The organism is Brevundimonas sp. FV1ye7S (assembly GCF_058680995.1).
Genome location: NZ_CM178726.1, coordinates 840,023 through 858,221 on the forward strand (window position 1 = coordinate 840,023; position 18,199 = coordinate 858,221).

Sequence of the window (18,199 nt, forward strand, 5' to 3'; positions counted from 1 at the left end):
AACTCATTCGGCGTCAATGCGTCCCTTACGCATGCCTCCTGAAATCACCGCCCTGACCCGCCAGATTCATGACCTGTGGCGCCGGTTCGACTGGCTGCCCGAATGGGCCGTGATCGTGCTGGTGACGGCCGGCTTCGTCGCAGGCGGATGGGTGGCGCACAAGATCGTCTTCATGATCCTGCGGCGGGTGGTGAAGAACCGCGACGTCTTCTGGCGCGGCGTGGTCGAGCGGGCGCGCAAGAAGCTGCGGGTCATGATGATCCTGATCGGCATCGGCATCGGCGTGACCGTCTCGCCGATGGATCCCGCGCCGTCGGCCGACATCCGCGAAGTGCTGCGTTTCCTGTTCGTCCTGACCCTGGGCTGGCTGGCCTCGGGCCTGCTGGACATGTGGTCGGTGATGCACCTGAAGCGGTACAATATCGCCGTCGAGGACAATCTGCTCGCCCGCAAACACCTGACCCAGACCCGCATCCTGCAACGGGTGGCCAAGGTGATCCTGTTCATCGTCACCGTGGGTCTGGCCCTGATGACCATCGCCGGCTTCCGCCAGTGGGGCGTCAGCCTGCTGGCCTCGGCGGGCGTGGTCGGCATCATCGCCGGTCTGGCCCTGCAGCCGATCCTGACGAACATGGTCGCGGGCATCCAGATCGCCCTGACACAGCCGATCCGCCTGGACGACGCCGTCATCGTCGAGAATGAGTGGGGCAATGTCGAGGAGATCACCGCCACCTATGTGGTGGTCAAGCTGTGGGACTGGCGGCGGATGGTCCTGCCCCTGTCCTACTTCATCTCGACGCCGTTCCAGAACTGGACGCGAGAGAACGCCCGCCTGATCGGCTCGGCCTTCTTCTACGTCGATTACGAAGCCCCGATCGACCGGCTGCGCACGGCGTTCGAGGGGATCGTCAAGGCGTCCAAGCTGTGGGACGGCGATGTCCAGGTGATGCAGGTGACCGACATCACCGCACGAGTGCTTCAGGTCCGCTGCCTGGCCAGCGCCCGCTCCGCCGGCGTCGCCTTCGACCTGCGCTGCGAAATCCGCGAGAAACTGATGGCCTTCATGCGCGACGAATGCCGCGAAGCCCTGCCGCGCGACCGGCTGGAATGGCCGCAGGGTGAGGAGCGGGCCGTCAGTCCTTCAGCGCCGCTTGACCCTGAAGGATCGCTTCGTCCAGCCTGAGGGTCTCGCGAGCAGCAGCCTCCCCGCACGCCACGGCCATCAGTTCCGCCGCGTCTCCGCCCGGCGCGGCTTCATAGGGCGGGGCGGGGTCGGGCGTCGCCGGGCCTTCGGTTCTGTCGGCTTTCAAGGACGCGAAGTCGAGCCGGTCCGCCGTGCCGGCGCGGCAATCGAAGGCCCAGCGCGACCAGCCGCCGACATAGGTCACGTCCCCGACCTTGAACCCGGCCTCCGTGACCTGAAGCTCGCGCATATGGGCCACGTCGCCCGTGCGTTCGATGGAGGCGACATCGGCATAGACGGCGAAACGGCCGACGCCGGTCGGGACCAGTTCAGGATCTGCTCCAGTCAGCAGGAAGGCCAGCAGCAGGGGGATCATGCGACCAGTTTCTCCACCTGGTGCAGGTCCACGCTGACCAGCTGGCTCATGCCGCGCTCGGGCATGGTGACGCCGTACAGGCGGTCCATGCGGCTCATGGTGACGGGGTTGTGGGTGATGACGATGAAGCGGGTGTCCGTGCGTGACCGCATCTCGTGCAGCATCTTGCAGAACCGGTCGACGTTGGCGTCGTCCAGCGGGGCGTCCACCTCGTCCAGGACGCAGACGGGGGCGGGGTTGGCCAGGAAGACGCCGAAGATCAGGGCGGCCGCCGTCAGGGCCTGTTCGCCGCCGCTCATCAGGCTCATGACCGACAGCCGCTTGCCGGGCGGGCAGGCGTAGATCTCCAGGCCCGCCTCCAGCGGATCGTCGCTCTCGACCAGTTTCAGCTCGGCCTGGCCGCCGTCGAACAGGGCCTCGAACAGGGCCTTGAAATTGGCGTTGATGACGTCGAAGGCGGCGACCAGCCGTTCGCGGCCCTCGGCGTTCAGTTCGTCGATGCCGTCGCGCAGCTTGGCGATGGCCTGGGTCAGGTCGATCCGCTCAGACTTCATGCTGTTCAGCCGGTCGCCGTATTCGGTCGCCTCGTCCTCGGCGCGCAGGTTGACGGCGCCCAGGGCCTCGCGTTCGCGCTCCAGCCCGTACAGCAGGCTCTCGGCCCCGGCGGCGTCGGGCGGGCGGGCGATGGCTTCGTCGGTCAGCTTGCGGGCCAGGTCTTCCGGCGACATCTGGGCGGTCTCGCGGACGGTGGTCTCGGCCTCGGTCAGCTTCTCGGCGGCGGCCTCGGCGCGGGCGGCGAGACCGGCGCGGGCTTCGCGGGCCTGGGAGGCGGCGGCGTCGGCGGCGCGGGCGGCGCGGTCGGCCTCGGTCGCGGCGCTCTCGGCTACAGCCATGGCGTCTGACGAGGCCTGTTTGCGCTGTTCGGCGGCGGTCAGGGCATCCAGCAGCCTGGTGCGCTGTTCCGCAAAGCCCTGGGGCGCGACCTCGGCCTGTTTCAGCTGGGCGGAGGTTCGCTCGGCGTCCGTGGTCAGGGCGGCGACCCGGGCGCCGCTGTCCTTGGACCGGGCGATCCAGCCGTCGCGGGCGCGGGTCAGGCCGCCCAGGCGTTGTTCGCGGCCCTGGCGGTCGCGGGCCTCGGCGTCCCGGTCCGACCGGGCGGTCTGGGCGGCGATGCGAGCCGCGTCGGCGCCGGCGCGGGCGGCGGTCAGATCGTCACGCAGGCCGGACAGGGTCTCGGACGGGGCCTCGACCGTCTGTGCGGCAGCCAGAGCGGCTTCGGCCTCGGCCACTTCGGCCGCCAGACGCGCCAGGGCCTCATCCAGAGCCTGGGCGCGGGCCTCGCGGCGGGTCTGATCGCGGGTCAGGCTTTCGACGCGGTCGCGGGCGGCGGTCACGGCCTTGTCGAGGGCGAAGGGTTTGAGGCGGGCGGTCTTCACCACCTCCTCGGCGGCGCGGAAGGCCTCGGCCGCCCCCTTCTGCTGGGCCTGGGCCTGTTCGAGCGCCGGCTTGCCCTTGTCGATCTCGGTTTCCAGCTCGGCCAGGCGGGTGCGCTGGGCCAGGCGGACGGCGGCGGGGCGGGGCGCCTCGGCGCGGCTGACGAAACCGTCCCAGCGATAGAGGTCGCCCTCGGGCGTGGCCAGACGGGCGCCGACGGGCAGGGTGCGAGCGAGATCGGCCGCCTGGGCGCGAGGGGCGACGCCGCACAGAACCAGGCGGGCGGCCAACTGCTCGGGCGCCTGGACGTGGTCGGACAGGGGCTCCACCCCCGCGGGCCAGACCGGCGGGTGTGGCTCGGCCCCGCCCCAGTAGGCGGCGGCGCGGGCGTCCAGCGCCGCGTCGAGGTCTTCGCCCAGGGCGGCGGCCAGGGCGGCCTCATAACCCCGGTCGGCGCGGACCTTGTCGAGGGCGGGGGGATGATCGCGCTTCCCCCCGACCAGCAGTTGGGCCAGGCCGCGCGCCTCGGTCTGGAGCCGGCCCAGCCGGTCCTCGGCGGTGCGGGCGGCGGTGCGGGCGTCCTGTTCGGCGCGGGCCAGGTCGCCGCGTCTGGCCTCAGCGGCCTCGACGGCTTCGCGGGCGGCGGACAGTTCGGTCTGGGCCGTCTCCAGCGCCTGACGGGCGGCCTCCAGCTCGGGCGTTTCCAGCGGCCCCAGGGCGTCGCGTTCGCGCTGCGCCTGATCCCGCTGGGCGGCGACGCGGGTGAGGCGGGTCTCGGCGTCTCGGCGGCGGGCGGCCTCGGCGTTGGCGCGGGCCTCGACGGCGGCGAGGGCGGCGGCCAGGCGTTCGACCTCGGCGTCGGCGGCCTTGCGGGCCTCTTCGGCGGCGGCCAGGGCCTTGTCCAGTTCGGGGCCGCGTTCGGGGGCGGCGGCGATCTCGGCCTGGAGCCGGGTCAGTTCCTGGTCCAGCCGGTCCAGTTCGCGCCGGGCGTCGGCGGCCATATTGGTCTCGCGCTCGGCGTCGGCGGCGATGCGGGCGGCCTCGGCCTTGAGACGGTCCACCTCGGCGCGGGCGGCCTGTTCGGCCATGTCGAGCCGGTCGCGCTCCAGGCTGGCGCGGTGCAGCAGGGCGGAGGCGACGGCGTCCTCCTCCCGCGCCGGCTTCAGCGCCTCCTGGGCGGCGAGGGCGGCGGTCTGGGCGGCGGCGGCGGCGGTCGTCGTTTCCGCCACCGCGCGGTCGGCGGCGCGCAGTTCCTCGGCGGCGGTCTCGGCCGCCAGTCTGGCGTCGTTCCAGCGGACGTAGAGGAGCGCCGACTGGAGGGCGCGGATCTCGGCGGAGATCTTCTTGTACTTCTCGGCCTGGCGGGCTTCGCGCCTCAGCCGGTTCAGCGCCGTCTCCAGCTCGCGGCCGATGTCGTCAAGGCGTTCGAGGTTGGTCTCGGCCGCCTTGAGCCGCAGTTCGGCCTCGTGGCGGCGGGTGTGCAGGCCGGCGACGCCGCCCGCCTCTTCCAGGATGCGGCGGCGGTTCTGGGGTTTGGCGGCGATCAGTTCCGAGATCTGGCCCTGGCGGACCAGGGCGGGGGAGTTGGCGCCGGTCGAGGCGTCGGCGAACAGCAGCTGGACGTCGCGGGCGCGGACCTCCTTGCCGTTGATCCGGTAGGTCGAGCCCTGGCCCCGGTCGATGCGGCGCGACACCTCGAGCACCGGGCTGTCGGTGAAGGGCTGGGGGGCGCGGCGCTGGGCGTTGTCGATGGTCAGGCTGACTTCGGCGTGGCTGCGCGGCGGGCGCCCGGCGGCGCCGGCGAAGATGACGTCGTCCATGCCCTGACCGCGCATGGCCTTGGCCGAGTTGGCGCCCATGACCCAGCGCAGGCTTTCAAGGACGTTGGACTTGCCGCAGCCGTTGGGGCCGACGACGCCGGTCAGGCCGGATTCGATGTGCACTTCCGCCGGATCGACGAACGACTTGAAGCCGACGAGCCGGAGGCGCTGGAACTGCATCGGTCCTGGCGGTTACCGGCGCAGCAGCGGATCGACGGCGGCCGACAGGGCCTCCAGCGAGTGGTCGGCGACGGGCTTGCCGTTGACGAAGAAGCTGGGGGTGCCCGCCACGCCGGCTTCCTGCGCGCCTTCGATCTGGGCCTGAAGCGCAGCGCCGGTCGCGGGGTCGCCGAGGCAGGTCTCGATCTGTTCGCGCGTCTTGCCGCTGGCGGCCAGGCCGGCGTCGAACCAGGGCTTGGCGCCGGTGGTGCGCAGATTGGCCTGGTCGCGCATGAAGACCTCGGCCACGTCGAAATAGCGGCCGGGCGCGGCGCAGATGGCCACGGCCGCAGCAGCGGCGGCGACATTGGCCGGGGCGGTCGGCAGGTTGCGATGGACCAGGCGGACCTTGCCCGTGTCGATATAGCGGGCCTTGAAGGCCGGCAGGACGTCGTTGTGGAAGTCGGCGCAGTGCGAGCAGGTGAAGCTGGCGTATTCGATAACCGTCACCGGCGCGTCGGCCCGACCCAGGACATGATCCAGGGCCGTCACGGGCGGCGGGGGCTCGGCGGCGAAGGCCGGCCCCGCCAGTGTGGCGGTCAGGAGGGCGAGGGTGAGGACGGCGCGCCGGATCATGGCTTATTTCGCCAGTTCGGCGTCGATGGCCGTCGACAGGTCGGCCAGGCTGGCGCCTTCGCCGCCGGGGGTGACGACCTGGGTGTCGTTGACGTAGAAGGCCGGGGTGCCGGTCACGCCCTGGGCCTGGGCGGCCTGGACGCGCTTCTCCATGGCGGCGACGGCGTCCTTGTCGGTGACGCAATCGTTGAACTGCTGCTCGGACAGGCCGGCGGCCTGGGCGGTGCGCAGCAGCCAGTCGCGCGGCGAGGAGGTCAGCATCTCCTGCTGGGTGGCCATCAGCTGGTGGACGACGTCGAAATACTTGTCCGGGCCGGCGCAGCGGGCGACCAGGAAGCCGGCGGTGGCGGCGTCGACCGGCGGGGTCGGCAGTTCGCGGAAGACGTAGCGGACCTTGTTGGTGTCGACGTATTTGGCCTTGAACGCCGGCCAGGTGTTCTTCTGCCACAGGGCGCAGTGGGGGCAGGTGACCGAGGCGTATTCGACCACGGTGACCTTGGCGCCTTCCGGCGCGCCCAGGCCCATGTCGCCCTCGGCCGCGCCCTTGGATCCGCCGCCGCAGGCGGCCAGAGCCATGGTCGCCATGGCGGCTCCGGTGATGGCCGCACGGCGGCTCATGCGGGCGAAGCGGGTTTCGAAGTTGGCCATGGGACTTCCTTGGTCGGAGCGTTGCCGGATGATCGCGCGATTCTCTCGGAACCACGGAACCCTAGATTAGTCGAGACTGGGTGCGGCTTTTTCCGGGCCGCGACTGTCTGATAACGCGAAGTTCGCGGGGATCAAAGATCGTTGGTCGTACGTCGCTCTGGTCGTTTCCTGTCACGACTGAGCGTCAGCTCGATAAGGGTCGATCCGATCGAGACGATGAGGGCGAAGATGACGCCTGCGGGCGCCTTGTCCATCAAGGTCGTATCAAGCGGGATCAGGATCGCTGCGATGGTGAAGCCAATTCCGGCGCCCAGGAATGAGCCGACAAAAACCCTGAACCAATAGGCCTTTCGATTCTTGCCACGCCGATCCATCAGCCCATTTCCTTCGCCTGGGCCCAGAAGGTTTCCGGAGCGAAGATTTGTCAATCGCGGTCGTTTGAACGCGACAGGGTGGCGCGGCCGAGGCGAGCCAGGGCGGCGCGGAGTTCGTCGGGGACGTCGGCGATGGAGGCGGTCAGATCGGCCTCGGCTTCGGCGGCCAGGGGCGGGGGGTTGACGGCGCGTTTGGGCCGGGCGGCGGCTTCTGTCAGGGGTTTGATCGGGCCCTGGGCGATGCGGAGGCGGTCCACCGAACCGGCGCCGAGGAAGAGGTTCACGCGGGCCAGGATATCTTCGGACTGGTGCTGGACCAGCAGGGCGGCGGCGCCGGCGACGCGCAGCTCCAGCACGCCGGGCTGGCCGGCCTTGCCCTTGGTGAGCTTCTGGGGGCGGGTGACGCGGGCCAGGCGGTCGCCGACGATCTCGCGCCAGCGGGGCTCCAGCGCACCGGCGCCTCGACCGAACTTCTCGTCCAGTTTCTTGATCAGCGGCGTCAGGGCCTGGCCGGCGCGCGGGGCCGGGCGCGGCGCCGGGCGGGTGCGGCGGCGCGACAGGATCTCGCGGACCTCGGCGTCTGTGGGCAGCGGGCGGCGCATGGGGCTATATAGCGTCATCTCATGACCCCCGTCTCTCCCAACGTCTCTCTGATCCGTTCCGAATTGCTGGCCTGGTACGACGGCCATGCGCGCAGTCTGGCGTGGCGCGCGCCGCCGGGGGCGGAGAGGCGGACCGAGCCCTATCGGGTCTGGCTGTCGGAGGTGATGCTGCAGCAGACCACGACGCCGCACGCGACGCCTTATTTCCAGAGCTTCACCGCCCGCTGGCCGACGGTGTCGGATTTGGCGGCGGCCGAGGACGGGGAGGTCATGGCCGCCTGGGCGGGGCTGGGATATTACGCCCGGGCCCGCAATCTGCTGGCCTGCGCCAGGGCTGTGGCGGGCGAGCATGGCGGGGTTTTCCCGGATACGGAGGCGGGCTTGCTGGCCCTGCCGGGGGTGGGCGCCTATACGGCCGCGGCGGTGGCCGCCATCGCCTTTGATCGTGCGGCCAATGTGGTCGACGGCAATGTCGAGCGGGTCATGGCGCGGCTGTTCGCGGTCGAGACGCCGGTTCCGGCGGCGCGGCCCGAATTGAGGCGGCTGGCGGGTCTGTTCGTCACCGATGAGCGGCCGGGGGATTGGGCTCAGGCCTTGATGGATTTGGGGGCGACGGTGTGTCGGCCCAAGTCGCCGCTGTGCGGCCAGTGCCCGGCGGCGGATCAGTGTCTGGGCCTAGCGAGCGGGGCGCCGGAGCGGTTCCCGGTAAAACTGAAGAAGGCTGAGCGTCCGCATCGCCAGGGCGTGGCCTTCGTCATGATCGATCCCGACGGACAGGTGGCGCTGGAGCGGCGGCCGGACAAGGGGTTGCTGGGCGGGATGCTCGGCTTGCCGACGTCGGACTGGGGCGCCGCGCCCGATCCGACGCCGCCGGTCGCGGCCGACTGGCGCGAGGCGGGGGCGGTCGAGCATGTCTTCACCCATTTTAGCCTGACCCTGACGGTGCGGGTCGCCCATGTCGGGCCGGCCGGCGACTATCAGTGGCTGGGCTTCGAGGCGGCGCGGGCGGCCCTGCCGACCGTCTTCGCCAAGGCGCTGGATCGGGCCGGCGAACCGGCCCTGATCTGACGGCCTATTGCATCCCGGCGCGGACCTCGGCGCGGAGGGCGTCGATGGACTTCAGGCCTTGGTCGGTCTTGAAGCGCCAGTAGGTCCAGCCGTTGCAGGCGGGGGCGTTCTCGAACAGGGCGCCCAGCTTGTGGATCGAGCCGGTCATCGAGCCGGACACCAGGGAGCCGTCGGCGCGGACGCGGGCCTCGCGCTCGCCCTTGGGGCAATACAGGCGGTCGCCGGGGTGCAACAGGCCGGCCTCGACCAGGGCGCCGAAGGGCACCTTGGGCTCGGCGCGCTTGGAGCCCATGACCATCAGGTCTTCGGGATTGGCGGGAATGACCGAGGCGATGCGGGTCTCGGCGACCTCGGCATAGGTCTCATCCCGTTCGATGCCGATGTAATGACGGCCCAGACGTTTGGCGGCGGCGCCGGTGGTGCCGGTGCCGAAGAAGGGGTCCAGCACCACGTCGCCGGGGCGGGTGGCCGACAGCAGCACCCGGTGCAGCAGGGCCTCGGGCTTCTGGGTCGGATGGGCCTTCTTGCCGTCGGCGTCCTTGATCCGCTCTTCGCCGGTGCACAGGGCGAAGGTCCAGTCCGAACGCATTTGGGTGTCTTCGTTGAAGGCCTTCAGGGCGTCGTAGTTGAAGGTGTAGCGCTTCTGCTCGCGCGACCGGGCGGCCCAGATCAGGGTCTCGTGGGCGTTGGTGAACCGGGTGCCCTTGAAGTTCGGCATCGGGTTGGACTTGCGCCAGATGATGTCGTTCAGCACCCAGAAGCCCAGATCCTGGATCGCCGCGCCCAGGCGGAAGACGTTGTGATAGGAGCCGATCACCCAGATCGAACCCTCGGGCTTGAGCACCCGGCGGCATTCGGTCAGCCAGGCGCGGGTGAAGGCGTCGTATTCGGCGAAACTGTCGAACTTGTCCCAGTCGTCATCGACGGCGTCGACCTTGGAATTGTCGGGACGCAGCAGGTCGCCGCCCAGCTGGAGATTATAGGGCGGGTCGGCGAAGACCATGTCGACCGAGGCGTCGGGCAGGCTTTTCAGCACGGCGATGCAATCGCCACGGTGAATGACGTCCTTAGCCAGGGTGGGCTTATCCAGGGTGGGGAGCTTCAGATCGGACATGCAACGCGGCCTCGGAACAGTGAGACGGGCATGGTGAATCCTTACGGTTAAGGCAGTGTTGATTCCGGGGTTTTCTTTGCGCGCCGTGACGCGGGCGAGCGGAGGCGCCGACGCGCTTTCGCTGCGAAGTTTATGTAGGGCAGGACGGAGCGCCGGGCCTCGCCCGGAGTTTGATCTAGAAATACCGTTCCGACGAAGGTTTGACGCCCCGCGCGGTTGGTTGGCCTGCAAGCTCGGCGCGCCGAGCGGTGGCGGTCTTATCGCCTAACCCCATAAGCCTGCGACGGGTCGGCAGGGTCTGCGAAAGCCAGTCCCGAGTGCGATCGAGTATCCCCCTCGACCCTCCGACGGCGTTTTGAGACGCCGTCGGCGCGGAGGGATCACACCCCCGCTCCCGTTCCATCCGCTCTCGCCGCCGCAAGATCGCAGGCCAAGCGAGCCCTCCAAGCGACGAGACCGGGGCGGATTATAGGGGACGGGGAAACCCTGGCGGGGAAGTCGGGGTGAGAATCTGACAAGGGATTGGAATCGTTACGGCAGGACCAGCGTCATTGTGACAGTTGGCGCCGTTCGGGCCCCCTCCGTCTCGCCGGCTTCGCCGGCGATCCACCTCCCCCAAGGGGGGAGGATTTTGGTGTTCGCATTCCTCCCCCCTTGGGGGAGGTGGCGCGGCGCAGAGCGCCGTGACGGAGGGGGCGGTGAGGTCAGCCGCGCACCACCTTCACGCATCCCGCCGCCTCGCGCGCCCGTTCGCGGGCCTGGTCCGTGTCGGCGCCGCGGGCGGTCGCGACGCCCATGCGGCGGCGGTCGAAGGCTTCGGGTTTGCCGAAGAGACGCAGGTCGGCGGTGGGGACGGACAGGGCTTCGGCCACGCCTTCGAAGGCGGTGCCTCGCGCCTCCAGGCCGCCGTAGATGACGGCGCTGGCGGCGGGTTCGCGCAGGGTCACGTCGACCGGCAGGCCCAGGATGGCGCGGGCGTGGAGGGCGAACTCGCTCATCGTCTGGCTGGCGAGGGTGACCAGGCCGGTGTCGTGCGGACGGGGCGAGACCTCGGAGAACCAGACCTGGTCGCCCTTGACGAACAGTTCGACGCCGAAGACGCCGAGACCGCCCAAGGCGTCCGTGACCTTGCCGGCGATGTCCTGGGAGGCGGCGAGGGCGGCGGGGGTCATGGCCTGGGGCTGCCAGCTCTCGACATAGTCGCCCTTGACCTGGCGGTGACCGATGGGGGCGCAGAAGTCCGTGCGGGTCGAGCCGTCGGCGGCGCGCGAGCGGACGGTCAGAAGCGTGATCTCGAAATCGAAGTCGATCCGGCCCTCGACGATGACGCGGGCGCCGGCGACACGGCCGCTATCCTGAGCATAGGTCCAGGCGTCGGCGATTTCATCGGGGCTTTCGACGAAGGATTGCCCCTTGCCGGACGAGGACATGACCGGCTTGACGAAACAGGGGTAGCCGACGGTCTCGGCGCCGGCGGCCAGTTCCTCGGCCGAACCGGCGAAGGCGTAGGGGCTGGTGGGCAGGCCCAGTTCCTCGGCGGCGAGGCGGCGGATGCCCTCGCGGTTCATGGTCAGCTGCACGGCGCGGGCGGTGGGGATGACCACGGCCACGCCGGCGGCCTCGATATCGGCCAGGACCTCGGTGGCGATGGCCTCGATCTCGGGCACGATGATGTGCGGGGCCTCGGCCAGGATGACGCCGTTCAGGACCTGGGGGTCGGTCATCGGGATGACGTGGCTGCGGTGGGCGACCTGCATGGCGGGGGCGTTGGGATAGCGATCAACGGCGATCACCTCGACGCCGAGCCTTTGCAGCTCAATGGCGACCTCCTTGCCCAGTTCGCCCGAGCCGAGGAGCATGACGCGGATGGCGGTGTCGGAGAGGGGGGTGCCGAGATTCATCGTCTGCTCCAACGTCCCTTCTCCCCCTGCGGGAGAAGGTGGCCCGGAGGGCCGGATGAGGGGTCGGTGGATGGTAGGCGTCGAGATCGGTGTGACCCCTCGCCCGACCGCGCCAGGACGACGGCTTCGCCGCCGTGCGCGGTCTCCCTCTCCCGCAGGGGGAGAGGGAGGTGAGAGGGGTTAGAGCCGGGCCTTGACCGCCGCGACGACGGCGTCGGCGGTGATGCCGAACTTGTCGTAGAGGACTTCGGCGGGGGCGGAGGCGCCGAAGCCGGTCATGCCGATGAAGGCGCCGTCTTCGCCGATGAAGCCTTCCCAGCCCTGTTTGATGGCGGCCTCGACGGCGACGCGGATGGTGCCGCGGCCGATGACCGAGGCCCGGTAGGCGGCGTCCTGTTGCTCGAACAGTTCGAAACAGGGGACGGAGACGACGCGGGTCGGGACGCCTTCGGCCTCAAGGGTTTCGGCGGCCTTGAGGGCCAGGGCCAGTTCCGTGCCGGTGCCGAACAGGGTGGCCTTGGCCTCGCCCGAGGCGGGCTTGATCTCATAGGCGCCCTTGGCGGACAGGTTTTCCGTGCCGGCGACGGTGCGGACGGCGGGGGTCTTCTGACGCGACAGGGCCATGGCCGAGGGGGCGGTCTTGGTCTCCAGCGCGATCTTCCAGCATTCCATGGCCTCGACCGTGTCGGCGGGGCGGAAGACCAGCAGGTTGGGGATGGCGCGCAGGGCGGCCAGGTGTTCGACCGGCTGGTGGGTCGGGCCGTCCTCGCCCAGGCCGATGGAGTCGTGGGTCAGGACGTGGATGGCGCGGACCCCCATCAGGGCGCCCAAACGGATGGCCGGGCGGCTGTAGTCCGAGAAGACCATGAAGGTGCCGCCGTAGGGAATGATCCCGCCGTGCAAGGCGAGGCCGTTCATGGCCGCGGCCATGCCGAACTCGCGGATGCCCCAGTTGACGTAGCGGCCTTCATACGACGGCGCGTCCAGGATGGGGGTGCCGGCGACGAAGGTGTTGTTCGAGCCGGTCAGGTCGGCCGAGCCGCCGACCAGTTCGGGGATGGAGGCGAAGATCTGATCCAGGGCGGCGCCCGAGGACTGGCGGGTGGCCTGGGCGGGCTGGGTCTCGATCAGTTCGGCGATCTTGGCGTTCAGGGCGTCGAAGGCGCCCTCCGGCAGGTCGCCCTTCATGGCGCGGGTGAAGTCGGCGGCCTGACCGGAGGCGGCGAGGCGGGCCTCCCACTTCTTGCGGTCCTTGGACCCGCGACGACCGACCTTGGCCCAGGCGTCGGCGATGGTCGCCGGCATTTCGAAGGGGTCGTGATCCCAGGCCAGGCCCAGACGGGTGGCGGCGATCTCGGCCGCGCCCAGGGCGGCGCCGTGGGTCTTGTGGCTGCCTTCCATGGTGGCGGCGCCCTTGCCGATCTTGGTCTTGCAGGCGATCAGGGTGGGCTTGTCCTGGCGGGTCGCCCATTTGAGGGCGGACTTGATCGCGTCCATGTCATGGCCGTCGATGGCCTTGACCGCCCAGCCGGCGGCCTTGAACCGGGCCTTCTGGTCGGTCGTGTCGGACAGGGAGACCTTGCCGTCGATGGTGATCTCGTTGTCGTCCCACAGGACGGTGAGCTTGTTCAGCTTGTAGCGGCCGGCCAGGGCGATGGCTTCTTGGCTGACGCCTTCCATCAGGCAGCCGTCGCCGGCGATGCCCCAGGTGCGGTGGTCGACCAGGTCGTCGCCGTATTTGGCGGCGAGGTGACGCTCGGCCATCGCAAAGCCGACCGAGGTCGCCAGGCCCTGGCCCAGGGGGCCGGTGGTGACCTCGACGCCGGGCATGTGGCCGTATTCGGGGTGGCCGGCGGTCTTGGAGCCCCACTGGCGGAAGTTGGACAGTTCTTCCTTGGTCGCGGCCTTGTAGCCGGTCAGGTGCAGCAGGGCGTAGATCAGCATCGAGCCGTGGCCCGCCGACAGGATGAAGCGGTCGCGGTCGGCCCAGTCGGGGCGGCTGGCGTCGAACTTCAGGAATTTGGAGAACAGCACCGTGGCGACGTCGGCCATGCCCATGGGCATGCCGGGGTGGCCCGACTTGGCCTGTTCGACGCCGTCCATGGCGAGGACGCGGATGGCGTTGGCCATCTGCTGGGGCGTGGCCTTGGGGGCGGATTTGACGTCGGTCACGAGGGAAGACCTTTCGGCGGAAGCGGAAATTCAGGGGCGCGCCGCTTTACCCCGGCGCGTCCTCGGGTTCTATACGGAATTTACAAGGAGCGACCGATGGCAGACGCCACCACGGCCGCACGGGCCCGTATCGACCGGGCCCTGGCCGAACTTGAACGCAAGATCCTGGAGCTGAAGGCCCGTCCGGCCTCGGCGCCGGCGATCGCCGACGACGACCTGTTCGCGCCCCGCGTTGAAAATGGGGCGGATGCGGTGCGCGTGGCCGAGTTGGAGGCCGCCGGGCGTGAGGCGTCGCATGCCCTGGCGCGGGCGGCGGCGGCGGTGCGCGAGGTGCTGGCTCAGGACGATCTGGCTCAGGACGAGTTGCGCCAGGACGGCGAAGAGACCGAAAGCGAGGCCCGCTGATGGCGACGGTGACGGTGGAGGTGAACGGCCGACCCTATGCGGTGGGCTGCGCGGACGGGCAGGAGGAGCGGGTCCGCATCCTGGCCAAACAGTTCGACAATCAGGTGCGCCAGGTGGCCCAGGACGTGGGTCATGTGGGGGACCTGCGGCTGTTCCTGATGTCGGCCCTGATCCTGTCGGACGAACTGCACGAGGCGCGCCTGAACGGGGGCGGGGGTCCTGCGCCGCAGACAGCCGCCGCGCCGCCGACCAGCGACGGGGTGGCTGAGGCGCTGAACGCCGTGGCCGCGCGGATCGAGAAGATCGCCCAATCTATCTGATCACGGCCGATCTGATCACGGCGCTTGAGAAGGCGGGGCGCAGCGCCTATCTTGTTTGACGGCGGGTCCTGCTGCGGCCCTCGTCGAAGGCATACATTTCCTCGCGACCTTAATTCACTCAAAGGGATCTGTCCCTGTCCGGGCTCGAGGGCCTGGGCATATGGAGCCCACCTGGCTACCCAGGTTCGAGAGGATTTAAACGCCCTTCACGGTTCTTGCGGCGCCGCCAACTTCTCTCTTTTTTGTCGCTACCGCTCGCCGCGCGGCGGCTCGCTGCTTGAGCGAGTCCGGCATGCGAGGCGCATGGTCTCTGTGCGGGGCCGAATGGGGCGTGTAAGCCCGCGTCATGACCCTTGAGAAGCATGAACTCCGGTCGGCCGCCCGCGCGCGGCGCAAGGCTCTGGCCGAGGCCGATCCGATGGCCGCCCGGCGCGCCGCCGACCATGCCGAGGCCCTGCCGCCAGGACAGGTGGTGGCCCTGTACAGCGCCATGGGGTCCGAGCTGGACACCGAGGCCCTGGCCGTGGCGCTGGAGGCGGCGGGGCGCCGGCTGTGCCTGCCGGTGGTGTTGGAGCGGGACGCGCCGATGATCTTTCGCGCCTGGTCGCCGGGCGAGCCGCTGGAGATGGACGCCGCAGGCTGCCCCGCGCCCCTGCCGCTGGCCGAGGTGTTGGAGCCGGATCTGATCCTGACGCCACTGCTGGCGTTCGATGCGGCCGGCGGACGGCTGGGGCAGGGCGGCGGGTTTTATGATCGCACCTTTGCGGCGCGGCCCGAGGTGATCCGGGTCGGCTTCGCCTATGCGGGACAGGCGGTCGAGGCGCTGAGCCTGGAGGCGCACGACATGCGGCTGCACGGGGTGCTGACCGAGGCGGGGTATCGGGATTTCGGCATATCCCATTGACATATACGTTAGTCGGGCCGATAGCGAACTCATGAGCCCGCCGCTGAAAGCCACAGTCTTCAAGTCGAACCGCTCGCAGGCGGTGCGCCTGCCCAAGGCGGCCGCCTTTCCGGATGACGTGAAGGAGCTGCGCGTCATCAAAGAGGGCAAGAGCCTGCGCCTGGTGCCGGTCAACGCCCTGTGGGACGACTTCTTCGACCGGCCCGGCATTCCAGACTGGCCGGATCGGGATCAGCCTGAGATGCAGAAGCGGGAGGAGTGGTGACCGGCTTCATGCTGGACACCAGCATCTGTATCGAAATTCTGCGGGGCCGCAGCGCTGCGCTGAATGATCGTTTGAAGAGCGAACAGGCGCCGTTGCATGTTTCGACGGTGGTCGTCATGGAATTGGCGGTCGGCCCGAACAAGCTGGCCGATCCGCGACGACACGATTTGCTGGAGGCGTTTCTGGCGCGTCTGGAAATTCTTCCGTTCGATGAGGACGCCGCGCGCCACGCGGCGGAAATCCGCGCCGTGCTGGAGCGCCAAGGGCGGCCCATTGGACCCTATGATTATCAGATCGCGGGCCACGCCCGCAGCCAGGGGCTGACCGTGGTCACCCGCAACATCGGCGAATTCGAGCGTGTAGCCGGCCTCAGGGTCGAGCACTGGTCGGATCCTAGTAAAGGCGTACACGAATGAGACTGGCCTTCTTCGGCGACGTCATCGGCAAGTCCGGCCGTGACGGGATCAGCGATCATCTTCCGGGCCTGAAGCGCGACCTGAAGCTGGACTTCGTGGTGGTGAATGCGGAGAATGCTGCGGGCGGGTTCGGCATCACCGAGAACACGGCGCGCGAGCTGTTCATGGCGGGCGCCGACTGCCTGACCCTGGGCAACCACTCGTGGGATCAGCGCGAGGCCCTGACCTATATCGTGCGCGAGCCGCGCCTGATCCGGCCGGCCAACTATCCGCGCCTGATGGATGCGCCGGGCGCCGGGGCCAATCTGTTCGAGACCCATTCGGGCCGCACCGTCCTGGTGATGAATGTGCTGGGCCGGGTGCATATGGACCCGATGGACGATCCGTTCGGCGCCGTCGAACGCGAGCTGGCGGCGGCGCCCCTGGGGGCCGTGGCCGATGCGGTGATCGTGGACATGCACTGCGAGGCGACCAGCGAGAAGATGGCCATGGGCCATTTCTGCGACGGGCGAGCGTCGCTGGTGGTCGGCACCCATACCCACGTCCCGACCGCCGACTGCCAGATCCTGCCCGGCGGCACGGCCTATCAGACCGACGCCGGCGGCTGCTGCGACTATGACAGCGTCATCGGCAACGAGAAGGAAGAGCCGCTGCGCCGCTTCACCACCCGGATCTCGGGCGGGCGCTACATGCCGGCGTCCGGCCCGGCGACGGTGTGCGGCGTGTTTGTCGAAACCGACGACAAGACCGGTCTGGCGACGCGGGTCGAGCCGATCCGGGTCGGCGGGCGGTTGAGCCAGGCGGTGCCGGTTCTCTGACGTCAGGCCAGGTTGAGCGTGTTCGATCCCGCCTCGACCGCGAAGGTCTGACGGGTCGTCAGCGCGCCGGAGCGGGTCGAGACCTTGTCCAGGACCTTGAACTGGGTGGTCCAGAGGTTCGGGGTCGCCTCGCAGATCAGATAGCCGCGCTGGGTGTTGCGGAACTTCAGCTGGGGATTGGCCGACAGGAAGCGGTCGTAGTCGGAGCCGCGGTCCGAGCCGTCGCCGCCGGAGCTGATCGAGGTGCCGACGAATTCGACGGCGATGGGGGCGCCCTCGGGCTGGCTGCCGTCCAGCCAAAGGCCGCCGGCGTAGTTCTGATGCTCGTCGCCGGTCAGGACCACGACATTGTCGATGCGGCGGTCGCGGATGTGGCGCAGCAGACGGTTGCGCGGCACGCGATAGCCGGCCCAGCTGTCGGTGTTGACCCCTTGGCCGCCCGAGGTGTTGCGGTTCAGGTCCATCATCATGACCTGCTGGGCCAGGGCCTTCCAGCGCGCCTTCGAGCGGTCGAGATTGGTCAGCAGCCAGGCCTCCTGGGCGTCGCCCAGCACCTGGGCCGTCGTCGCCTCTATGCCGGGGCAGGTGGCGTTGTAGCGGTCGCCGCAGGGCTGGTCCGTGCGGTACTGGCGGGTGTCGAGGAAGGCGATGTCCAGCAGGTCGCCGTACTGGGCCCGGCGATAGGCCTGCATGCCCGCGCCGCGCGGGAAGGCCGACTTCCGCATCGGCATGAATTCGTAGAAGGCCTGCATGGCGGCGGCGCGGCGCAGCAGGAAGACTTCAGGCGGCGCGCCGTCCTGGTCGATGTCGCCGACCCAGTTGTTGTCGACCTCGTGGTCGTCATAGGTGCAGAACCAGGCCGCCGAGGCGCGCGAGGCCTGAAGATCCACATCCATCGTGTACTGGGAGTAGCGGCGGCGATAGTCGTCGAGGCTGTAGATCTCGCCGCCCAGGTGGACGCGGGTGTTGTCCTGCGGGCCTGAACCCGACTGGTAGATCGGGTTGCCCCGGCCTTCGTAGATATAGTCGCCGTAGCAGAAGATGAAATCCAGATCCTCTTCCGCCATCTTGCGGTGGGCGGTGTAGTAGCCGCTCTCATAGGCCTGGCAGCCGGCGACGCCGAAGCGGACGGCCGAGACGGCGGCGCCGGCCAGGGGGGCGGTCTTGGCGCGGCCGACGCCGCTGCGTTCGGTCCCGCACTGGAAACGGTAGAAATAGAGGCGGGCGGGCTCCAGTCCCTCGACCTCGACATGGACGGAATGGCCCAGTTCGGGCCGGGCGATCGCCTCGCCGGACCGGACGACGGTGTTGAAGCCGCGGTCGGCGGCGACTTCCCATTTCACCGCGACGGGCGCCTTGGGCATGCCCGAGCCGTAGGCGACCGGGTCGGGGGCCAGACGCGTCCAGATGACGAAGCCGTCGGGCAGGGGGTCGCCCGCCGTCACGCCCAGCCGGAAGGGGTTCACGTCGAAGACCGCCTGGGCCAGGGCGGGGCCGGTGTTCGACAGGGCCAGGCCGCCGCCGAAGGCGGCCAGCATGGACCGGCGGGAGAGGGCGAGCATGGTCATCGAAAATCCCCGAACT

At 69.5% G+C, this 18,199-nt stretch carries 18 protein-coding genes and 1 other RNA gene; 9 read left to right on the forward strand and 10 right to left on the reverse strand.

Features of this window, described 5'->3' with window-relative positions:
- The first annotated feature begins 31 nt into the window (after positions 1–31).
- Complete coding sequence (locus ACW18C_RS03990) at positions 32–1,183, forward strand: mechanosensitive ion channel family protein (protein ID WP_492072920.1); 1,152 nt, start codon at positions 32–34, stop codon at positions 1,181–1,183.
- Here ACW18C_RS03990 and ACW18C_RS03995 read toward each other — a convergent pair.
- From ACW18C_RS03995 to ACW18C_RS04020, 6 genes are all read right to left on the reverse strand, one after another.
- Positions 1,134–1,559, reverse strand: a complete 426-nt coding sequence (locus ACW18C_RS03995) for a surface-adhesin E family protein (protein ID WP_008260344.1) — start codon at positions 1,557–1,559, stop codon at positions 1,134–1,136. The genes ACW18C_RS03990 and ACW18C_RS03995 overlap by 50 nt on opposite strands.
- Positions 1,556–4,993: an AAA family ATPase gene (locus tag ACW18C_RS04000; protein WP_492072922.1), complete on the reverse strand. Its 3,438-nt coding sequence runs from the start codon at positions 4,991–4,993 to the stop codon at positions 1,556–1,558. Before ACW18C_RS04000 ends, ACW18C_RS03995 begins: the two co-directional genes overlap by 4 nt.
- Before the next feature lie 12 nt (positions 4,994–5,005).
- Positions 5,006–5,608 carry a thioredoxin domain-containing protein gene (locus tag ACW18C_RS04005; RefSeq protein WP_492072923.1) on the reverse strand — a complete coding sequence of 201 codons (603 nt, stop codon included), beginning with the start codon at positions 5,606–5,608 and terminating at the stop codon, positions 5,006–5,008.
- A 3-nt stretch (positions 5,609–5,611) separates the two neighbouring features.
- Complete coding sequence (locus ACW18C_RS04010) at positions 5,612–6,256, reverse strand: DsbA family protein (protein ID WP_492072925.1); 645 nt, start codon at positions 6,254–6,256, stop codon at positions 5,612–5,614.
- Between the two features lie 131 nt (positions 6,257–6,387).
- A complete protein-coding gene (locus tag ACW18C_RS04015) occupies positions 6,388–6,630 on the reverse strand; it encodes a hypothetical protein (RefSeq protein ID WP_492072926.1) in 243 nt (80 codons plus the stop codon).
- Positions 6,631–6,680: 50 nt separating this feature from the next.
- Positions 6,681–7,232, reverse strand: coding sequence for a DUF721 domain-containing protein (locus ACW18C_RS04020; protein ID WP_492073965.1), 552 nt, complete (start codon positions 7,230–7,232; stop codon positions 6,681–6,683).
- 21 nt (positions 7,233–7,253) lie between these two features.
- Between ACW18C_RS04020 and mutY the strand changes: the two genes are divergently transcribed.
- Positions 7,254–8,300 carry an A/G-specific adenine glycosylase gene (gene mutY, locus ACW18C_RS04025; protein WP_492072928.1) on the forward strand — a complete coding sequence of 349 codons (1,047 nt, stop codon included), beginning with the start codon at positions 7,254–7,256 and terminating at the stop codon, positions 8,298–8,300.
- A 4-nt stretch (positions 8,301–8,304) separates the two neighbouring features.
- On the opposite strand, the gene ACW18C_RS04030 is transcribed toward mutY, so the two are convergent.
- The 3 genes from ACW18C_RS04030 to tkt all read right to left on the reverse strand — a co-directional run bounded on the left by ACW18C_RS04030 (position 8,305) and on the right by tkt (position 13,487).
- Positions 8,305–9,414 carry a site-specific DNA-methyltransferase gene (locus ACW18C_RS04030; RefSeq protein WP_426026665.1) on the reverse strand — a complete coding sequence of 370 codons (1,110 nt, stop codon included), beginning with the start codon at positions 9,412–9,414 and terminating at the stop codon, positions 8,305–8,307.
- A gap of 704 nt (positions 9,415–10,118) precedes the next feature.
- A complete protein-coding gene (purT, locus tag ACW18C_RS04035; protein ID WP_492072930.1) occupies positions 10,119–11,315 on the reverse strand; it encodes a formate-dependent phosphoribosylglycinamide formyltransferase in 1,197 nt (398 codons plus the stop codon).
- 180 nt (positions 11,316–11,495) lie between these two features.
- Positions 11,496–13,487, reverse strand: a complete 1,992-nt coding sequence (gene tkt / locus ACW18C_RS04040; protein WP_492072932.1) for a transketolase — start codon at positions 13,485–13,487, stop codon at positions 11,496–11,498.
- Between the two features lie 96 nt (positions 13,488–13,583).
- On the opposite strand from tkt, the gene ACW18C_RS04045 reads away from it, so the two are divergent.
- The 7 genes from ACW18C_RS04045 to ACW18C_RS04075 all read left to right on the forward strand — a co-directional run bounded on the left by ACW18C_RS04045 (position 13,584) and on the right by ACW18C_RS04075 (position 16,615).
- Complete coding sequence (locus ACW18C_RS04045; protein ID WP_492072933.1) at positions 13,584–13,892, forward strand: hypothetical protein; 309 nt, start codon at positions 13,584–13,586, stop codon at positions 13,890–13,892.
- Positions 13,892–14,212 carry a cell division protein ZapA gene (locus ACW18C_RS04050; RefSeq protein WP_008263136.1) on the forward strand — a complete coding sequence of 107 codons (321 nt, stop codon included), beginning with the start codon at positions 13,892–13,894 and terminating at the stop codon, positions 14,210–14,212. The genes ACW18C_RS04045 and ACW18C_RS04050 overlap by 1 nt, the downstream gene beginning before the upstream one ends.
- 65 nt (positions 14,213–14,277) lie before the next feature.
- A non-coding RNA gene (ssrS, locus tag ACW18C_RS04055) (6S RNA) lies at positions 14,278–14,440 on the forward strand.
- Positions 14,441–14,558: 118 nt separating this feature from the next.
- A complete protein-coding gene (locus tag ACW18C_RS04060; protein ID WP_492072935.1) occupies positions 14,559–15,116 on the forward strand; it encodes a 5-formyltetrahydrofolate cyclo-ligase in 558 nt (185 codons plus the stop codon).
- Positions 15,117–15,147: 31 nt separating this feature from the next.
- Complete coding sequence (gene vapB / locus ACW18C_RS04065) at positions 15,148–15,381, forward strand: type II toxin-antitoxin system VapB family antitoxin (RefSeq protein ID WP_008264254.1); 234 nt, start codon at positions 15,148–15,150, stop codon at positions 15,379–15,381.
- A complete protein-coding gene (locus ACW18C_RS04070; protein WP_492072937.1) occupies positions 15,378–15,797 on the forward strand; it encodes a type II toxin-antitoxin system VapC family toxin in 420 nt (139 codons plus the stop codon). Before vapB ends, ACW18C_RS04070 begins: the two co-directional genes overlap by 4 nt.
- The gene (locus tag ACW18C_RS04075) at positions 15,794–16,615 is read left to right on the forward strand and encodes a TIGR00282 family metallophosphoesterase (protein ID WP_008261349.1); all 822 of its coding nucleotides are present in this window, start codon (positions 15,794–15,796) and stop codon (positions 16,613–16,615) included. The genes ACW18C_RS04070 and ACW18C_RS04075 overlap by 4 nt, the downstream gene beginning before the upstream one ends.
- 2 nt (positions 16,616–16,617) lie before the next feature.
- Here the strand turns inward: ACW18C_RS04075 and ACW18C_RS04080 are convergent, their stop codons facing one another.
- Complete coding sequence (locus tag ACW18C_RS04080; protein WP_492072939.1) at positions 16,618–18,183, reverse strand: alkaline phosphatase D family protein; 1,566 nt, start codon at positions 18,181–18,183, stop codon at positions 16,618–16,620.
- Between the last annotated feature and the right edge of the window lie 16 nt (positions 18,184–18,199).